Source organism: Pseudomonas syringae pv. coryli str. NCPPB 4273 (assembly GCF_000972175.1).
Classification (GTDB): domain Bacteria; phylum Pseudomonadota; class Gammaproteobacteria; order Pseudomonadales; family Pseudomonadaceae; genus Aquipseudomonas; species Aquipseudomonas syringae.
In genome coordinates this window covers 99,247-118,674 of sequence record NZ_AWQP01000025.1, presented here as the reverse complement: position 1 = coordinate 118,674, position 19,428 = coordinate 99,247, and the positions used below count along the sequence as shown (strand labels likewise).

13 protein-coding genes are annotated in these 19,428 nt (G+C 57.9%); 9 read left to right on the top strand and 4 right to left on the bottom strand.

Annotated features, from left to right (window positions below):
- The first annotated feature begins 109 nt into the window (after positions 1–109).
- The 4 genes from pth (at position 110) to P406_RS13085 (ending at position 3,714) form a co-directional block, all read left to right on the top strand.
- Complete coding sequence (pth, locus tag P406_RS13100; RefSeq protein WP_003317127.1) at positions 110–694, top strand: aminoacyl-tRNA hydrolase; 585 nt, start codon at positions 110–112, stop codon at positions 692–694.
- 21 nt (positions 695–715) lie between these two features.
- Positions 716–1,816, top strand: coding sequence for a redox-regulated ATPase YchF (gene ychF / locus P406_RS13095; RefSeq protein WP_003421685.1), 1,101 nt, complete (start codon positions 716–718; stop codon positions 1,814–1,816).
- A 228-nt stretch (positions 1,817–2,044) separates the two neighbouring features.
- Entirely contained in the window at positions 2,045–2,809 is a 765-nt protein-coding gene (gene epsC, locus P406_RS13090; RefSeq protein ID WP_046236414.1) for a serine O-acetyltransferase EpsC, read from the top strand.
- 14 nt (positions 2,810–2,823) lie between these two features.
- Positions 2,824–3,714: a VOC family protein gene (locus P406_RS13085; protein WP_046236413.1), complete on the top strand. Its 891-nt coding sequence runs from the start codon at positions 2,824–2,826 to the stop codon at positions 3,712–3,714.
- A 142-nt stretch (positions 3,715–3,856) separates the two neighbouring features.
- Here the strand turns inward: P406_RS13085 and P406_RS13080 are convergent, their stop codons facing one another.
- Positions 3,857–5,275, bottom strand: a complete 1,419-nt coding sequence (locus tag P406_RS13080; protein ID WP_046236412.1) for a mannose-1-phosphate guanylyltransferase/mannose-6-phosphate isomerase — start codon at positions 5,273–5,275, stop codon at positions 3,857–3,859.
- A 276-nt stretch (positions 5,276–5,551) separates the two neighbouring features.
- On the opposite strand from P406_RS13080, the gene P406_RS13070 reads away from it, so the two are divergent.
- The gene (locus P406_RS13070; RefSeq protein WP_046236410.1) at positions 5,552–6,700 is read left to right on the top strand and encodes a glycosyltransferase family 4 protein; all 1,149 of its coding nucleotides are present in this window, start codon (positions 5,552–5,554) and stop codon (positions 6,698–6,700) included.
- Between the two features lie 43 nt (positions 6,701–6,743).
- Here P406_RS13070 and P406_RS13065 read toward each other — a convergent pair whose 3' ends face one another.
- From P406_RS13065 to P406_RS13055, 3 genes are read right to left on the bottom strand one after another with little or no spacing between them, the layout of a single operon-like run.
- Positions 6,744–8,150: a TolC family outer membrane protein gene (locus P406_RS13065; protein WP_046236409.1), complete on the bottom strand. Its 1,407-nt coding sequence runs from the start codon at positions 8,148–8,150 to the stop codon at positions 6,744–6,746.
- Entirely contained in the window at positions 8,147–9,472 is a 1,326-nt protein-coding gene (locus P406_RS13060; RefSeq protein ID WP_032658927.1) for an HlyD family type I secretion periplasmic adaptor subunit, read from the bottom strand. Before P406_RS13060 ends, P406_RS13065 begins: the two co-directional genes overlap by 4 nt.
- 13 nt (positions 9,473–9,485) lie before the next feature.
- Complete coding sequence (locus P406_RS13055) at positions 9,486–11,240, bottom strand: type I secretion system permease/ATPase (protein WP_046236408.1); 1,755 nt, start codon at positions 11,238–11,240, stop codon at positions 9,486–9,488.
- Positions 11,241–12,031: 791 nt separating this feature from the next.
- On the opposite strand from P406_RS13055, the gene P406_RS13050 reads away from it, so the two are divergent.
- From P406_RS13050 to P406_RS13035, 4 genes are all read left to right on the top strand, one after another.
- On the top strand, positions 12,032–12,850 hold the full coding sequence (locus tag P406_RS13050; RefSeq protein ID WP_010424838.1) for a hypothetical protein: 819 nt from the start codon (positions 12,032–12,034) through the stop codon (positions 12,848–12,850).
- A gap of 17 nt (positions 12,851–12,867) precedes the next feature.
- Positions 12,868–14,328 (top strand): DUF4214 domain-containing protein, encoded by a 1,461-nt coding sequence (locus P406_RS13045; protein ID WP_046236407.1) that lies wholly within the window; start codon positions 12,868–12,870, stop codon positions 14,326–14,328.
- A 146-nt stretch (positions 14,329–14,474) separates the two neighbouring features.
- On the top strand, positions 14,475–16,922 hold the full coding sequence (locus P406_RS13040; RefSeq protein ID WP_046236406.1) for a glycosyltransferase family 2 protein: 2,448 nt from the start codon (positions 14,475–14,477) through the stop codon (positions 16,920–16,922).
- Positions 16,919–19,309, top strand: coding sequence for a glycosyltransferase family 2 protein (locus P406_RS13035; RefSeq protein WP_046236405.1), 2,391 nt, complete (start codon positions 16,919–16,921; stop codon positions 19,307–19,309). Before P406_RS13040 ends, P406_RS13035 begins: the two co-directional genes overlap by 4 nt.
- Positions 19,310–19,428: the final 119 nt, after the last annotated feature.

The window sequence follows — 19,428 nt, the reverse complement described above, 5'->3', positions numbered from 1 at the left end:
AAAGCGGGCGAGATCGCTGAGTTTACATCATGGTAAATGAGCAGTTTTCGTCCACATTGCCGCTGTCGTCAGCGGTTCAACCCTCAACTCCAAAGGAAGAGCCCCTGTCGTGACCGCCATACAACTGATCGTGGGCCTGGGAAATCCAGGCGCCGAATACGAACAGACCCGGCATAACGCAGGGGCTTTTTTTGTTGAGCGTATTGCTGCGGCGCAACGAGTCAACCTCGTTCCCGAGCGCAAATTCTTTGGCCTGACCGGGCGCTTCACGCACCAGGGTCAGGATGTTCGTCTGCTGATTCCCACCACTTACATGAACCGCAGCGGCCAGGCTGTCGCGGCACTCGCCGGCTTTTATCGTATTCCGGTCGAGTCGATTCTGGTGGCGCATGACGAACTTGACCTGCCTCCGGGCGTTGCCAAACTCAAAGTGGGCGGCGGCCATGGCGGTCATAACGGGCTGCGCGACATCATTGCGCAGCTCGGCAACCAGAACACATTTCATCGCTTGCGGCTTGGCATTGGCCACCCGGGCGATGCCAGCAAGGTATCCGGCTTTGTCCTGGGTCGAGCGCCACGCGCCGAACAGGAAAAACTGGACGCCAGTATCGACTTTGCCCTCGGCGTGCTGCCGGATATCTTCGCCGGTGAATGGAACCGGGCGATGAAAAACCTGCACAGCCAGAAGGCCTGACATCACTCGAGGGGAAACACCATGGGATTCAATTGCGGCATCGTCGGCCTGCCTAACGTCGGCAAGTCCACCCTGTTCAACGCCCTGACCAAATCTGGTATCGCGGCCGAGAACTTCCCCTTCTGCACCATCGAACCGAACAGCGGTATCGTGCCGATGCCCGATCCGCGCCTGGCGGCCCTGGCAGCCATCGTCAACCCGAAACGCATACTGCCGACCACCATGGAGTTCGTCGACATCGCCGGCCTCGTGGCAGGCGCTTCGAAGGGCGAAGGCCTGGGCAACAAGTTTCTCGCCAACATCCGCGAGACCGACGCCATCGCCCACGTGGTGCGCTGCTTTGAAGACGAGAACGTGATTCACGTTTCCAACAGCGTCGACCCCAAGCGCGACATCGAGATCATCGATCTGGAACTGATCTTCGCCGACCTCGACAGCTGCGAGAAGCAACTGCAGAAGGTCACCCGCAACGCCAAGGGCGGCGACAAGGAAGCAGTGGTCCAGAAAGGCCTGCTCGAGCAGTTGATTGCACACTTCAGCGAAGGCAAGCCTGCACGCAGCCTGATGAAGAGCATGAGCAATGACGAGAAAGCCACCATCCGTGGCTTCCACCTGCTGACCACCAAGCCGGTCATGTACATCGCCAACGTCGCCGAAGACGGTTTCGAGAACAACCCGCTGCTGGACGTGGTCCGCGCCATCGCCGAAGAAGAAGGCGCAATGCTGGTGCCGGTCTGCAACAAGATCGAAGCCGAAATCGCCGAGCTCGATGACGGCGAAGAGAAGGACATGTTCCTCGAAGCCCTGGGCCTCGAAGAACCCGGCCTGAACCGCGTGATTCGCGCTGGCTACGAAATGCTCCACCTGCAGACCTACTTCACCGCAGGCGTCGAAGAAGTCCGCGCCTGGACCGTCCGCGTCGGCGCCACCGCACCACAAGCCGCAGGCGTGATCCACACCGACTTCGAAAAAGGCTTCATCCGCGCCGAAGTGGTGGCCTATGACGACTTCATCCAGTTCAAGGGTGAGTCAGGCGCCAAGGAAGCCGGCAAGTGGCGTCTGGAAGGCAAGGAATACATCGTTAAAGACGGTGATGTGATGCATTTCCGGTTTAACGTCTGATTCGAGTACCCGATTTCAGGGGCTTCCTGAAACACTTCGAACTGCACACCTCGATAAAACCGCGCCCTGGCGCGGTTTTGTCGTTTTTGGGCTGCTTGCGAAAAACGCGCCTTGCGCCTGCTACGCTCCATTCTTGTGTTGCACTAAAAGCAACAAAGTTTTCAGTTTGTGTTTTTGCTGGCTCTTCGACGCCATGCCCATACTCCCCTACCGACACAGGAGATGGATATGAGCCCTCTTTGGCAGCGCCTTCGCGAACAGGCTCACCAGTTGAGCGAACGCAATCCGGCATTAGGCGAATACGCCAAAAGCCACCTGCTCGCCTACGAAACGTTCGAGGCTGCGCTTGCCGCAAACCTCGCGCGTCAGATTCAGGCTCAAGCCAGTAACGTAGCACTGGAGAGCTGGTTCAAGTCGATAATCGACGCCAACCCCGGTATCGCAGAAGCGGCCGCAGCCGATATAAACCACCTGGAAATCGTCAATCCGGCTTGCCCTGACCACCTCACCGCTTTTCTGACCTTCCGCGGTACCCTCGCCGTGCAGGCGTATCGCATCGCCCATGCACTCTGGGCTGACGGAGACGTGCAAAGCGCGGTGCTTGTACAGAACTGGGCGGCCAATACCTGGAGCATCGACATTCATCCTGCCGCTCGTCTGGGCCGGGCGCTGTTCGTCGATCACGGTATTGGCCTGGTCATTGGCGAGACCGCTGTAGTCGAGGATGAGGTAAGCCTGTGGCACGGCGTCACTCTGGGCAGCACACTCAGCGAGGCGGGCGACAGACATCCCAAGATACGCCGAGGCGCATTGATTTGCGCCGGTGCAACCGTTCTGGGAAACATTGAGGTGGGGGCCCGTGCAATCGTGGCGGCCAATGCGGTGGTACTCAAGCCGGTAGCCGCAGGAACCGTGGTTGCGGGCGCTCCAGCCAAGGTAGTAGGCGACGCCCCCGCAGCCCTCGCTACCTTTAACGCAAAATCCCGACGCTAACAGGAGATCCCGCCATGACAGCTACCGCGCAGTTCCCGCAGGGTATCGATCATCCTCTGGTCACGGTACGCAATCACTCCGAGGCACTGGAGCTCTATCGCAAGATGGGGTTCGCGCCCTCCCCGGTCAGCCGTCACCCTTGGGGAAGTGTCACATCCCTGATGATGTTCCCGGGTAACTTCATCGAACTGATCGGCGTCGAAGATGCCTCCAAATTCGGAACTAACGCGGTAAACGGCTTCTGTTTCGGCCGTCAGTTGGGGCAATTTCTCGACCGCGGTGAAGAAGGCATTTCGTTGGTAGCACTGCACAGCAAAGATGCCGACGCTGACCACGCCCGTATGGTGCAGGCTGGTCTCGAAAGTCAGGGGCGTATCGACTTTCGCCGCAAGATGACCTTGCCCGATGGTCGTCAGGATGAAGCGGTGGTTTCCCTAGCCTTGTTTATAGACCCTGAACTACCGGACGCCTCCAACTTTATCTGCCATCAACACAGGCCCGAGCTGATATGGGTTCCAGGCTGGCAAAACCATCCCAATGGCGCGGACGCAATCATGGCGATCACCTACCTTGCAGAACCCCGGTTACTGGAGACCCGCTGGAGAGCGATCTATGGCGATGCGGTGAAGTACAACGGCGAGGTACTGGAAGCAGATACACGATGCGGCCTGCTCAGGGCCATCGACGCAGCCACGGCAGCCCGAGAGTTTGCAGGCATCGAACTGCCCGGCAGCGTTGAAGAGCGTCCCCACGCGATTGCCATCCGGCTGCACACCAAACGCCTCGATGCACTGCGCACGATCCTCAAAGACAACAAGGTTGCGCATCGAGAAACCTCGGGGCGCATCTACGTCGCGCCACAAGCCGCCGGCAACGTCATCCTGGAGTTCACTCAGAACCGCTAGACGAGGCTTAGTCAAGGAGCTGTCACTGTCCTGAGCGATCAGGCGGCAGACACATAGACAGAACAACCGGCCCTTTCCCAACGAAAAACGCCCCGCAAACAGGTTTGCGGGGCGTTCGGACCAGCATGCAGCGGATGTCGGATTACTTCTTCAGACGCCCGTAACGGTCTTCAAAGCGCACGATGTCGTCTTCGCCCAGGTACGAGCCGGACTGCACTTCAATCAGCTCCAACGGCACCTTGCCAGGGTTGGCCAGCGAGTGCTTGACGCCCAGCGGGATGTAAGTGGACTGATTCTCGGAAAGGATCAGTTCCTGATCGTCGCAGATAACCTTGGCGGTACCGGATACAACGATCCAGTGCTCGGCGCGGTGGTAGTGCATCTGCAGCGACAGGCACTCGCCTGGCAGTACGCTGATGCGCTTGACCTGATAACGCTCGCCGAGATCGATCGTGTCGTAGTGGCCCCACGGGCGGTTGACCAGTGGATGAGTGACGAACTCAGGGCGCTCTTCTGCCTGCAGACGCTTGACCACGTCCTTGACCTGCTGGCTGTTGTGCTTGTTGGCAACCAGGACGGCGTCCTTGGTTTCGATGACGATCAAGTCCTCGACGCCGACAGTGGCTACCAGTCGATGGTGCGACTGCACCAGGCAGTTGCGCGTGTCGATGGCCATCACGTCGCCTTCAAGGCGGTTGGCGTTCTCGTCGTGCGGGCCCACGTCCCAGATCGCAGCCCAACTGCCCAGATCGTTCCAGCCTGCGTCCAAAGGTACGACCAGACCGAGATCGGTATGCTCCATGACCGCGTAGTCCACGGACTCATCGGCGCACAAGGCAAACTTCTCGGCCGAAACGTGCAGGAAGTAGTTGTCGGCATCGGAGTCAGCCAAGGCTACGCGGCAGGCAGACAATATGTCGGAGCGATGCTTTTTCAGCTCAGCCAGGAACACCGAGGCACGGAACATGAACATACCGCTGTTCCACAGATAAGCACCCGAAGAGAGGTATTCGGCAGCCATTTCCGGCGACGGCTTCTCCTTGAACGCCTCGATCGCGAAGCCACCCTGAGCAATGGATTCACCACAGTGGATGTAGCCAAAACCGGTCTCAGCGTGAGTCGGGGTAATCCCGAACGTCACCAGACGACCCGCCTCGGCATGTACCTGTGCAACCGCTACGGCTTGTCGGAAAGCTTCTTCGTCATGGATATGGTGGTCGGCAGCCAGCACCAGCAGAATCGGGTCAGTGCCATCAGTCGTTGCTTCGAGCGCAGCCAGAGCGATGGCCGGCGCCGTGTTGCGGGCAAGTGGTTCGAGAATGACACGACGGCTACCCATCTTCGCTACACGCAGTTGCTCGGCGACGATGAAGCGATGATTTTCATTGCTCACAACTACCGCAGGCGCGTGTTCAAGGCCTTTCAGGCGAGCCAGTGTGCGTTGAAACATCGTTCCCTGATCCTGGCCATCAAGGGCAAGAAACTGCTTCGGGAAACTCTGCCGCGACAAAGGCCATAACCGCGAACCACTACCGCCAGCCAGGATTACAGGGGTGAACATAGACGCTCCATTCTTGGGCCACGAAGGCGTGGCAAAGGCCCATTATCCGGGTGCTCTGGCTGCTATGCAACATGAAGGCCACTACAATATGCCTACCATTCAGTAACTCCGTCGCCGCAACTGCTCGCCACCCCGTGCGAGCCAGGCCGCCGCATGTTAGTCTTCGCGCCCGATTCCGCGCCCGATTCCGCATATCCGCCACACGCAAGCGTAATACGCTGCCTTGGTACACCATTGAGAAGTAATGTAATTGATCGACATTGAGAACGACAGAACATGGATATAGGCTTAAGTTGTACGGTCTGGGCGAAAGGCGAACGTGCCGGCCATCTGGACGGTATCGGCATATATTCCAGGGCGCTTTGGCACAGCCTGACCAAGCTGAGTCAGGCTGAAGATATCCACGTCAAACCTTACGCTTTCGGCAAGCAACTGCCAGTCCTGGCCTGTGGTCAGCCGCAACAGTTGTCCAGCGACTACCGTATTCATGCCGTGCTCAGTGGCGTCCTCAAACTGCCATTGGGTAGCTCGGCAAGCATCGCCAAAGACGTACAACTGTTCCATGCCACGGATCACCATATTCCGCGGATCAAAGGCGTACCTGTCGTCGCTACGATCATGGACATGATTCCGGTGCTGCACCCGGAATGGATCAAGCAAGACCTCAAGCGCCTGAAAAGCTGGCTGTTCACCACCAGCATCGAACGTGCCGATCACATCATCACCATCTCCGAATACAGCAAGCAGGACATGATTCGTCACCTGGGCATCGCGCCAGAGCGCATCAGCGTCACGCCCCTAGGCGTGGACCCTGTGTATTTCGAGCGCATCGGCGGCGCCGAGCGCAACAGGGTGCTGGACGCCTATAGCCTCAAACCCGGCTTCTTTCTGGTAGTTGGCACCCTGCAGCCTCGCAAGAACCTGCAGCGCGTGCTGGAAGCCTTCCAGCAACTGCCCGCACAGGTACGTAAAGAGCATCCGTTGGTAATTGTCGGTCGTGACGGTTGGAGCAACGAAGAACTGCTACCGCAGCTTGAGGCGTTGCAGCAACGTGGCGAAGGCCGTTGGCTAAGTTACCTGCCACAGAATGAGGTGCTGGCGCTGCTGCAAAGTGCCGAAGCGCTGGTGTTTGCTTCGCTGTATGAAGGGTTCGGCCTGCCGGCCATCGAGGCATTCGCGGCACAGTGCCCGCTGATCGCATCCAATAATTCTTCACTGCCGGAAGTGACAGGCGATGCAGCATGGGCTGTCGACCCACACGATGCGCAGAGCATCAGTGCCGCGATGCTCGCCGTACTGGAACAGCCTGAAGAGCGTGAGCGCAAGGCCCAGTCGGGGCTGGCACGTGCGCGTCACTTCAGTTGGGATGCCTGTGCGCAGAACACGCTGGATATCTACCGCATGGTGCTCGCGGCTCGTCGCTAGAAGAGCCGCCAGGCAACAGCCCTGAAGCGCGCCGCGGGTGCGATCAGGGCGTCTTTTTCAAGGCTGAGTCCGCAGCCTTCTCGACTGCCGGATTGGTACCACCCAGCCAGACATTGACGCTGTCGACGCTCTCCTGTGGCGGGCGGCCTGCCCATCGATTGAGGATGAACAGGTTGGTGATGAAGTCGTATTGCGCCTTGAGCAGGTCGCGCCGCGCCTTGAACTCGTTCTGCACGCTGGTCAGCACATCGACCGCGTTCACGACGCCATAGGAAAAGGCTTTCTGCGCCGCAATACTCGATTGCTCTGCCGATCCCAGCGCGTTCTTGTTGGCGCGGATCTTCTCGACACTGGAAAACGCCGTCAGGTAGGCGTTGGTGGTTTCCTTGACCACCTGACGGCGCACGCTTTCCACATCCTGCTCGGTAGCCAACTGCTCGTTGTAAAGCCCACGCACCCGCGCAGAGGTCGAGCCGCCGCTGTAAATCGGCACGCGCACGCCGATTGTCGCCACATAGCTGTCGCTGCGCGGTGACAGGGTGTTGTCGTAGCCAACGTCACTTTGCTGGGCGCCCAGGGTAAAAGTCAGGGTCGGGTAATGCCCACCTTTGCCTTCACGTACCGCTGCATTGGCGACGTCAAGGCTGCTTTCACGCGCCTTGAGCAACGGGTTGCTGTCGATGGCCTGGGCCACCCAGGTGTCCATCGATTTGGACGGCGCCTGCAGCGCAATGTCGTTTCTGATCCGGCTCAAAGGCTCGGTGATCGGCCGACCGACAATTTCAGAGAGCGCAGCACGGCTGAGTCTGATCTGGTTGCGGGCATCAACCTCCTGCGCGGCCAGCAAATCGACACGCGCCTTCAGATCCAGCAGATCAGTGACCACGGCCATCTTCTTGTCGTACATCGCACTGACCCGATCCAGGCTCTTTTGCGTCGCCCGGCGCTCAGCCATGATCAGCTCGAGTTCATCGTCGGCAGACAGCGCCTGGAAATACCGCTTGGCCAGGTCCACCGTGGCCTCAGCCTGGGCATCTTCGGCCTGATGCCCCTTCTGCTCCGTCGTGCTCTTGGCCTTCTGGTAGGCTTCCCAGGCCTGCTTGTTGTACAGGTACTGGGTCAGGTTGAGCGAATAGCTGGAGTTGTTATAGATCTCGCGCTGCGTGTCGTCCTTGCGCAGGATCCGGTTGTAACTGCCGTTTGCAGTCACCTGCGGCAACAGACCGCCGAGCGCATCGCGCTCACTGTCGACTGCCGACTGGGCACGCAGGTAGGCAGACAGCATGCGCGGGTCTTCCAGACGCGCCTCGCGATACAGCTTCATCAGATCCACGGAGTATGCCGAAGCGCTGGTGACCTGGGGTGCAGCGGGCTGCGTAGGGTCTGCATGAACCTGAACACTGGCCAGCCCGAGGGAAAGGAACACAGGAACGAAGCGCAGCACGATCATTCCTCGATCATCGATTTAACGAACATGTTACGAGCCGGCTTCATCAGGTATTCCAGCATCGTCCTTTCACCAGCATTAATGAGCACTTCGGCAGGCATGCCAGGTTGCAGTTTACGACCTTCCAACCTTTTCAACCCCTCATCAGTCAGCTTCACACGCACGAGATAATAAGGGTCACCGGAAGCAGGATCCGTCAGGCGGTCAGCAGAAACCCTAGTGACTACGGCCTGTATTACCGGCGTGGTTGCACTGTTGAACGCACTGAAGCGTACGTCAGTTAGTCGACCCACAGCGACTCGATCAATATCGTTGGTTGAAACATGAGCCTCTACCACAAGCTCGGCAGATTCCGGCACGATATCCAGCAATGGCGTACCAGCGCTGACTACGCCGCCCACGGTATGAACTTTCATATCCAGTACCATTCCGTCTTCGGGAGCCCGAATGACCACGCGAGACAGGCGGTCCTGCAGCGCGGTCGCAGTCTCCTGCAAATCGAATACCTTGGCCTGCACGTCGCTCAACTCTTTCGCAACATCAGAGCTGAAGTTCTTGTTCAACTGAATGATCTGCAGTTCGGTCTCGCTGATCTGCAGCTTGGTCTTGGTGATCGTGGACTCGTGATCGGCTACCTCAGACTTGAGCATGTCCAGCTTGCGCTCCTGCTCAAGCAAGCGCTGCTTGTCGACAAAGCCCTGGGACAGCAAATCCTTCAACTCAGTGATCTCACTGCTGTAGGATTTTTCAAGGCTGATCTTGGTGCGAATCATGTCTTGCAGGCCAAGGATCTGCTGCTTCAATTGCCCGATGCGTTCGCGTTGTACCGATATCTCGGTGAGGCGTGAGTTTTTCCGGGCCCGGAACACTTGCTCTTCGCCTTCAATTGCTTCCTTGGCCCGCTGACTGTCTGTACCGCTGACGGCCAACGGCGGAATTGTATTCAACTCGTCACGTTCAGCGCGCAGTCGCGCCTCCCTGGCCTGAGTAGAGACCAACTGGTTGCGAGTGGACTCATATTGAGAACGAAGTTGTGAGTCATCCAGCACAATTAAAGGATCACCTTTTCGTACAGTGTCTCCATCTCTCGCAAGCAATTCCTTGACGATACCGCCTTCAAGGTGCTGGACCGTTTTGCGATAGCTCTGCACTGTGACCAACCCAGTACCATAGACGGCATTTTCCAATGGAGCGAATGCCGCCCAGGTTCCGAACAAGCCAAAAGTGACCAGCACAATCACTGCGCCTATCCGACGAATACCCCTGTCAGAGGTGGGCATATCATCCGAGTGCGTGTCGAGCGTGGATATTGTCTTAATGCTCATTCATGAATTCCTTTCACGCGCCAGGTTGCGCAGGGCCGACACCGGTGGCTGCAGGAGCCACGCGTTGCTGAGCCTGCTGCGCCTTCGCCTGTTGTTGTGCCAGCTCGGCAATGACCTGATCACGCGCGCCGTACAAGGTAATAGTGCCGGCGTTCATGACCATTACCCGGTCAAGCCGCGACAGAATATTCGGGCGGTGAGAGACGATGAATACCGTCGCACCTGACTCCTTGATCAGCTGCAGCGCCACGCTCAGAGCGCGCTCGCCGACTTCATCGAGATTGGAGTTGGGCTCATCCAGCACAATCAACCGCGGGCTGCCGTAGATAGCCCTGGCCAGACCGATGCGTTGCCGCTGCCCACCGGACAGGTTGACGCCATCACTGCCGATCACGGTGTCGTAGCCGTCGGGCAGTTGCAGGATCATTTCATGCACACCCGCGGTGCGCGCCGCCAGAACCACTTTCTCGGGGTCGACCTTGGTAAACCTGGCGATGTTATCGCTGATGCTGCCCTCGAACAGTTCAATGTCCTGTGGCAGATAGCCCAGGTGCGGGCCAAGCTTCTGCTTGTCCCAGGCACTGATGTCGGCACCGTCCAGGCGCACCGTACCGTGCTGTGCGGGCCAAATGCCCAGTAGAGCCCTGACCAGCGTCGATTTGCCTGCCGCGCTCGGTCCTACGATACCGACGACGGTTCCTGCTGGCGCAACAAAGCTTATATTACGAATTACCGGTGTTTTCGCTCCCGGGGGAGTAACCACCAGATTCTCGACCTGAATGTGCCCTTCAGGATCAGGTAGGGCCATACGATCCGGTTCGTTATGCAGCTTTTCAAGGGTTTCATTCAGGCGGCTATATTGCACACGTGCAGCAACAAAACCTTTCCAACTGCCGATCATCAGATCGATTGGCGACAGCGCACGCCCTAAGAGCAAAGAGCCCGCCATCATCAGACCTGGGCTCACCTGGTGAGTAATCACCAGATAAGCACCTAGCGCCAGCATGAATGACTGAGACCAGTTTCTGAAGGTCTTGGAAATCGAAGTGATGACGCCGCCTTTGTCGCTGGCATCTGACTGAAGCACCAGGACTCTGCGCTGGCGCTTGCCCCAGCGCGCCATTAAGGTATCAAGCATACCCATCGATTCGATGACTTCGGCATTGCGCAGGTTTTTGGTCGTCTGAAGATTTCCTGCCACGCTTTGCTGATTGGCCTCGATCAAGGACTTACCGGTATAGCGATTGTTCAGGTAGGCAAGTATCACCAGGACAATCGCGCAGGCTACTGTCATCCAGCCGAACCAAGGATGAAACATGAACATGACGGCCGTATAGATGGGCAACCAAGGGGCGTCGAAAAATGCAAACAGGCCGTTACCTGTCAGATATTGGCGCAATCCCGTGAGATCGTTAAGTGATTGCGCGGATGCATCCATACCACCACTGCTCAGCGCTTTCTTAAAGCTGGCCCGGTACACATCCCTACTAAGCATTATGTCCAGCCGATTACTGATACGAACGAGAATCCTCGATCGGACCCATTCTAGTGACCCCAAGGTCAACATCAGCACGGTCATGATCAGAGTCAGCATGAACAGGGTAGAGGTACTGCTGCTAGGCACCACCCGCCCGGAAACCTGAATCATGTAAAACGTAGGGACCAGCATCAAGGCGTTTACGAACAGACTAAAGAAACCGACTGAGATAAAGCTGCCTCTGCAAGCCTTGAGGGCTACCTGCAAATTATTTTCGTGTGAACGACTCATAGAATCCGTACTGATGAGAGATCGGTGAACGCGCGGCAGTGTAGCACCTGCTTTTGAAGCAACGCAGCATTATGGCGCCATCAAAATACGCAAAAGGCAGCCAGATACAAGTGAAGGTTTCCTGGACGTCAAGGTTCGTCCGCATCACCCACGTGGCGCCAGATACTTGCACAAACTTTGAACGTTTATTTTTTGATCTTACAGTGCAAATAAAAGTGTGCAATGCAAAAACTGTCATATACGCATGAGTGCGGTAAGAAGCTAGGGATATGGCCTAGGTAGAGTTTTATGGGCAAAAGGCTGAGGCCGCTAGGCGTGTCCCGCTAAAAACCTGACCGATTAAACACTTCCACTACAGCGGTTTGTAGGACAATAACACCTGTTGACTTCAACTTCCTACCCATGGACCAACGTGAGCCTGCACGTGAGCGCAGAAACATCCCGAATCAATCCGGCCGGACGTGAGCAAAGCCTAAAAGCCTATGGCTTTCGGCCACCTACCGCCCCAACAGGGCCGTTCTTGAGCGAAATATGAGTGTAAGAAATTCCACACATTAGCTGCCGAAAATTCACCTGATTCAAATTGACTTTTCCTACCAAAGGACTACTCTCGCAGTCTGGCTAGCACACGGCCATTAACCCTATGTAGCAGTACCCGAGCAGCTTATTGTCAGACCTCTAACGGGATTGACGGTTTAGCCGCTCAGGATAAGAAGGAAGCTTGTTGGGTGCAGTCTCCAGAACTCGATGGATTAAAGATCAGCTCTCGCGTGACGCTGCTCGAGCCAGGAATGTACATATTCCGTTATGCCTCGCAGCCACCCGCGGACAAGCCTGTGTGCATCGCACTGCAGCAAGCCCCACTGGGTAAAGGTTCTATTGATTTCTTTCCAGCCGAAGGTGTCAGCAAGAACATGCTGACCCGGTTGGGCGATACTATCGTTGCTCGCGTCAAGGGTGGTATCACCACGGTTCTGATCACCGAATACCATATGTTCGACGCAGTCATCGACCCTATCGACTTGCGCATCGACCGAATCGACACGTCTACCGCCATCATGCGCAATTTCACGATCGCTGCGACTGCCGAACCGAGCGCGGCAATCTCGTCGACTCTCACGCCCGTTGCGCTGAAGCTGGTCGCACATCTGCAAGGCGAAGGTGATGTGATGTCTACGGAAGGCTGGACCGGTGAACCTGACGGCACCCGTCGCCTTGAAGGATTTTCCATCCTGTGGGACGACAAGCCGGCAGGCGTGGACCTGGTTTACACCTCTACCGTTGCAGGCTCCGGCCCTAGCCCTAATGTCGCTACGGGAGCCTTCACCGGTACCCGTGGCAAGTCTTTGCCTCTGGTTTCAGCAGGTTTCAGCCTGGTCGGACCCGATCGGCATTTTTACGAATTGTCTGGCCACCTTGTCTTTCGCGGCGCTGCGCCGCAGGTCATTGTCGCCAACCAGATGATGTACGGCCCCACCGGCACAGAGCCCCTGGTGGCGTTACACATTTGCATCGCACCCGCTACGAAGATGAACGCTGCCCGCTATAAGTCTCCGTGGGAAAACTCTGCATTGACGCAGAAAATTAGCAGCACAGGCCAGATGGCTTGAAGTAACAGGAATTTCCCATGCAATACGATGCCCCGGTAACTACAACTGAGTTCAACTCGTTCTTGGCAGCTACCAGCCTGACCGACAGCACCACTGCCGCAATCAGCACTCTGCTGGCTCTGGACAGCGCTTCCACTGTAAACCTGGCTAGCTGGGACGGTGTAAACGGCCTTGAGATTCCTACCGGCCAAACCGGTACTACCGACGTGATCACTGGCACTATCGCTGGCGCACGCGGCGACCTGGTTACCCTGAATGTTACCGCTGAAGTAGCTGCTGCCAAGGCGATCATTCTGGACAGCCAGGCTAACCTGAGCGTCAACATCACTCCGACCATCGCTACTGATGCTGCTGCCGACGTTTCGTCGCTGGCTCGCGTTGCTGTTTCGGCTGATGCTTCCGCCACCACTCAGTTCTTGCTGACCACTGGCTCGGGCGATGACGTGATCATCGTTAATGGCGATCAGAACAACTTCATTGACGCTGGTGCAGGCAACGACACCATCATCACTGGCAACGGTAACAACACTGTTATCGCTGGTGCTGGCAACAACAACATCATCACCGGTACCGGCAACGACACCATCGTTCTGAGTGGTGTTAACCACGCAGACGTTGTCAATGCAGGCGCAGGCTACGACGTTGTGCAGCTGGACGGCTCGGTTGCTGACTACACCTTCACCGCTGGCAACAACTTCAACGTCAACCTGACCGGCGCGCAAACTGCCTCGATCACTGGCGCTGAGTTCCTGACCTTCGTCAACACTACTACCAGCGCTGTTGAAACTGTTGTTCTGGCACAGAACGACACTGAAGCTGCGGCATTGCGTTTGTATGAAGGCGTTCTGGGCCGTGACGCAGATCTGGGTGGCGCTCAGGCGTTCGCGGGTATTGCGAACTCCGGTGTTTCGTTGACAGAAATCGCGAATACCTTCCTGAACTCCGCTGAGTTCTCCGACAATTCGAGTGCTGCGCCTATCAACAGCCTGTACACCGAATTGTTGGGTCGCACTGGCGGTGCCGATTCCAGCGGTCTGGCCAACTGGCAGGCCTTGCTGGCTAGCGGCGGTTCCTTGGCTGATGTAGCTGCAGGTATTGCTGGTTCCGCAGAAGCTCAGACGTTCGATCAGTCGAACGGTGACTTCGTTCGGGACCTGTACACCGCAGCGCTAGGCCGTACTGCTGACCAAGGCGGCCTGGACAACTGGGTATCGCAGCTGTTCAACGGCTCCAGCCGTGCTGAAGTGGCTCAGGGCATCGTTGGTTCGCAGGAAGCTGCTGCCAAGGCAGATAGCGATTTCATCGACAATCTGTACCTGACCGCTACCGGTCGCGCTTCGGATGCAGGCGGCAAAGCTACCTGGACTGAAGTTCTGGCTAACGGCGGCACCCACGCTGACGTCGCTATCGGCATCGTTGGTTCGCAGGAAGCAGTAGCACATAACGACAACGTTATCGTGCTGCACGGCGCGGTGTAACTAGCCCCGTCGTTGTAACAAATACGCCCGGCCGCAAGGCCGGGTTGTATGCAAAAAGGGGCGACTTTCGGGTCGCCCCTCTTTTATTTTTAAAGTGAACACGCCAGCTTATGTCCAGACACCTCGACCGTGGGCGAGAAACGCTCATGGATATGTTTCATCGCCACCGCCAGGCCGATGAGCACAACCTTGCCACCGTGGCACTCGAGTGTGCGCTGCAGACCCCTGAATACCGTCCGGAAGCACTGGTCTGGAAAGGTATCGAGGCCCTGCCGCAAGACCCAAAGCTTGCTTTTATTTATTTGCTCAACGCCGCGCATGCTTTTCCTCTGCGTGCGGATATTCACGCCCTGCTCGGGCGCAGCATCATTGCCCAGGGTCAGCCGCTACTGGCCAACCGTTACATGAGCAATGTCTGGCAAAAACTGCCTGCCGACGCTTCGCTACGCATGATGCTCTGGCAGGCACGCAGCCTGTCGGAAACACCCGAAGACTTACGCCGCATCATTCTCGCGCACCTCCCTGATATTACCGCTGCCAACGAACTCACTCTGGTACTCAAACTGCTGGCTGCGCAGACCGGATTGCCAGGCACGCTGGGCGTGGTCCGTTACCTGCCTGATGTGCAGGAGATCCACGGCTGGGCCATCGACGTGCACGATGTGCAGACGCCTGTGTCGTTGCAACTGGAAGCCAACGGTCACTTGATCAGCATGGTCGCCAGCGCCCCGCACCCGTTACTGACAGCGGCAGGATTGCCTGCGACTCACGGCGGTATTCGCATCAAGGTGCCCAACGCCACCCCTGCCGTGCATGTGCGCTTCGATAACGGCACTGCGCTGCTGGGCAGCCCGCTGTCAGCAATGCCGACTTTCATTGCTCCGCCTGCGGCGTTGAAGGTTGGTGACAAGCAGCCGGTGGATGTACTCATCCCTGTTTACGACGGGCTGGAAGAAACCCTTGAGTGTATCAACAGTGCGCTGGAAGCGCGCAAACGCAATCGCACACCTCATCGTCTGGTGGTGATCGAAGACGCAACGCCGGTCCCCGCGCTGCGCAAAGCCCTCAAGGTTCTCGCGGGCAAGGGCAAAATTACTCTGGTGCAGAACCCCATCAACCTGGGCTTCATCCGCAGCATGAACCGGGCGATGGCTTTGAGCCCGAAGCAGGATGTGGTCTGGTTAAATGCCGACACCCGTGTGCACGGTGACTGGCTGGACCGGCTGCGTACGACTGCCTATGCCGACGAAACCATCGCCTCGGTCACCCCGTTCACCAATAACGGCGAGTTGATGAGCTTTCCTGAAAGCCGTTTCAGCCATCCGATGCCCAGCGCAGCAGAACAGGCCCGCCTGGACGATCTGGCGCGAATGACTGGCAGCCCGGCCATGGAACTCGAAACCGGCTGCGGCTTTTGCCTGTACATCAAACGCAGCGCTCTGGACAGTGTGGGTTATCTGGATGAAGTCGAACTGCTGCGCGGTTATGGTGAGGAAACTGACTGGTGCCTGAGGGCACGCGGCCTGGGTTGGCGTCATGTGGGCGCGCCCAATGTGTTCGTTGCGCACAAGGGCGGGATTTCGTTCGGCGCCGAAAAGGCGCTGCGGGTGGCGCACAATAACGCCATCCTCAAGCGTCGCTACCCGGACGCGTCATCGCGCTATGAAAACTTCTGCCTGCGCGATCCCATCAGGCATGCGCGTGAGGCTCTGCAACGCGCGCGCCTTGTGCAACTGCCCGAGCAGTTGTCGACACCGGCATTGCGGCAGTTGCATATCGCCAACAGCACAGCATCGCAAGCGCCTTTAAGCCTCACGTGGCGGAACAAGGGCCAGCATGCGCAGGCAACGCTGCAGGCCAACGTGCTGCCGCTGGCATTCAGCCTTGATTACGAACTGCCTGCCGACACCGAGCAACTGCTGCACGACCTGCGCAGCCTGCCATTGGAAGAGCTGATCTATCAGAACCTCGCCAATTGCCCTGAAGCACTCTGCGCACTGGCCGAGCAACTGAATAAACCTTACCGAATCGTTTGCCGCGATGACGCGTTGCTCACGCCAGACAGCCGCTTCGACTGGCCGCATTTCGCACGCAAGGCGCAGAGCATCGAGTTGCCGTGGCAGGCCCTGCGCGAGCGTTACGCCGCCGCTCTGCCCCAGGCCGATATTCTAATCCGGTCAGCCCCCCAAGCGCTGCCGAACAGCGATTCCGTGCAAACCACCCTGCTGATTGCCGACCGCCTTTCAGACCCTGACATTGCCAAACAGTGGCTGGAACTGGGCAGGCGCATCACACACGAAAATCAATCTCTGGTACTGCTCGTTGCAGAGGACGGCCCATGGGTCGCCCCCCTGCTCGCCACTGGCGCAATTCATGCATTGCCCATTGCGCAAGGCTTGAGCCAGGCCGACTGCATTCTGCTTGGCGGATGCACCGCCGCATTGAGCCTGGAGCGCAGCCCAGGCGCATCCTGGCGCGCTGCGGACCTGGCCGTCGAACTGGGTCTGCCGCTGTACGCCATGCCAGGGCCGCTCGCCCAGGAAGCCGGAGCATTACCGATCAACACACTGCTTACTTCATTGAGTCGGACATGATCTCAGAACACCCACAGGTTAACTCCGACCCGACCGCTCAGCCCCCCGGCAATAACCGCTTCAATGGTGCCATCACCGGCCTGTATGGCGATGTGCTGCAAGGCTGGGCGCTCGATACCCTGCACATGGATGAACGCCTGGTTGTCGAGGTCTACGTCGACGGCGCCTGCGTTTCACTGGTGCGGGCCGACCAGTTTCATCCCCGTGTCGGTGCGGATGATCCATTCCATGGCTTTGGTGTACAGCTACGCCAAGGCTGGCTGGATAATGCAAAGCACATCAGCGCCCGGGTGGCCAACAGTGACTGCTGGCTTGCGGGCGACCTGCAATTACCGACCACGCCCAGCGCAGAGCCGGCGCCCATCGCGTCTCAGGTCTGGCACAGCGGTGGCCTGCGGCTCGGCGGCTGGTCTTGGGACCCGGATGCACCGCAGCGGCATGTGCAAATCACCGTGCGTGAGGGCAGTCGGGTACTGGGCCAGGCTACCTGCAATGTTCATCACCAGGCGCTGGTCTATCGCGCCAGCAGCGATCACGGTTTCAGTTTTGATCTGCCCTGGGAACTCGCTGATGGTAAGCCACATACGCTGGACATCGAAAATGACCTCGGCCATACGCTTTCCGGCAGCCCGATAACCCTGTGCTGCTGGCACGACGGGCTGGAAGGTCTGCTCAAGCAGCATGAGCGCGCACCCACCGAGCAAAATCTGGCATTGCTGACCCGGATTGCAGCGGACCAGGCAATGCGCCTGCCGAAAAGTGCAGGCTTTCATCATTACCCCGAGTGGTTTGAACGCTTCCGTCCTGCTGCGCCAAAAGACGATCATCTGCAGCACTGCAGGATCGGTTTGCTGTTGATCAGTGACGGCGACACCCAGCTCGAAGCCATCAGCCTCGCGAGCATGAACAGCCAGCGAACAGCGCCTCATCAGTTGGTCAAAGCAGACGCCACTGGCCTGCTGCCCGCACTCAAGCAGTTACTTGAAGCAGGCTGCGACGCAGTGGTCCCGCTGATGGCCGGCGATCACTTGGAAATGCACGCACTGGAACACCTGAGTGCTCTGCTCGACGATGGCTGTGCTTGGGGTTATGCAGATTGTGATCGCGATGGTCCACAAGGCGAGCGCAGCCTGCCGTGGTTGAAACCGGTATGGGATATCGACCTGTTTATGGGGGCCGATATCTTCACCCCCGGTGCGATCTTCGGCGCTGCGATCATCGACAAGGCACTGGCGCTGATACCCGCCACTGATGGCCAGCGAACTCTTGATTGGCACCAGTTGAGCGCGGCCATCGCCTTGGCCACCGAGACCAGCCAGGCCGTCGTCGCACATTTGCCGCACGTGCTTTATCACCGCAGCCATCTAGCAGCCGCCAGCCCGGAGCAAGCCGAACCTTCTGCGCAACGCCTGCAAGCGATTGCCTGGCTGAGCGAAAGCCTCGCACCAGGTGCCAGCGTCACACAACTGCCGAACTTCCCGACGCTGTTGCGTACGCAGTGGCCCTTGCCGGCCACCCTGCCGCGCGTCAGCCTGATCGTTCCAACCCGCGACCAACTCGGGTTGCTGCGCACCTGTATCGAAGGCCTGCTGACCGCGACTGATTATCCTGACCTGGAAATCATCGTTGTCGACAACCAGTCCAGTGACCCGCAAACCCTGGTTTACCTGCAACAGCTGTCTGAGCGCGGCGTGAAGGTTCTGCCCTACCCTCATCCATTCAACTACTCAGCGATCAATAACTATGCAGTCACTCATGCCACAGGTGAACTGATCGGGCTGGTCAACAACGACATCGAAATCATAGCGGCCGACTGGTTAAAGGAAATGGTCAGCCAACTGCTCCGTCCGAACGTCGGCGCAGTGGGAGCCAAACTGCTGTGGCCCAACCGCATGGTGCAGCACGGCGGCGTGGCGGTAGGAGTCAACGGACTGGCCGCGCACACTGGCAACCACCTGGAACAACGCGACCCTGGCTACCTGGGCATGAATCAGATCACCAGACGCCAAAGCGCAGTTACGGCGGCATGCCTGCTGTTGCGCAAATCGGTCTTCGATACGCTGCAAGGCTTGGATGAACAGGCTTTCCCAGTGGCCTTCAATGACGTGGATCTGTGCCTGCGTATTCGACAACAAGGCTTGAACATCATATGGACGCCATTCGCCGAACTCATCCACGCCGAATCGGCCAGCCGCGGCAAAGACCAGACTCCGGAAAAGCGAGCCCGTGGTCAACGGGAACAGCAAGGCTTTATCGAACGCTGGTCCCAATCTGGCCAAAGCGACCCGTATTACCACCCGGCGCTGAGTCTGGATTATTTGAGTGGGCCTTATGGGGGGTTGGCGATGCCGCCAAGGGATAGCGAAGCAAGAATGATAACCCCATAAGGGCGTCCACGTGATCGGAACAGAATTTCTAGTTTGTAAACAGGCATCGGATAGCGTAATCAACGCCGCCCGCGGACGGATCAAAGTTATCCAAGGCTGGCCAGACGTTTTTAATAATT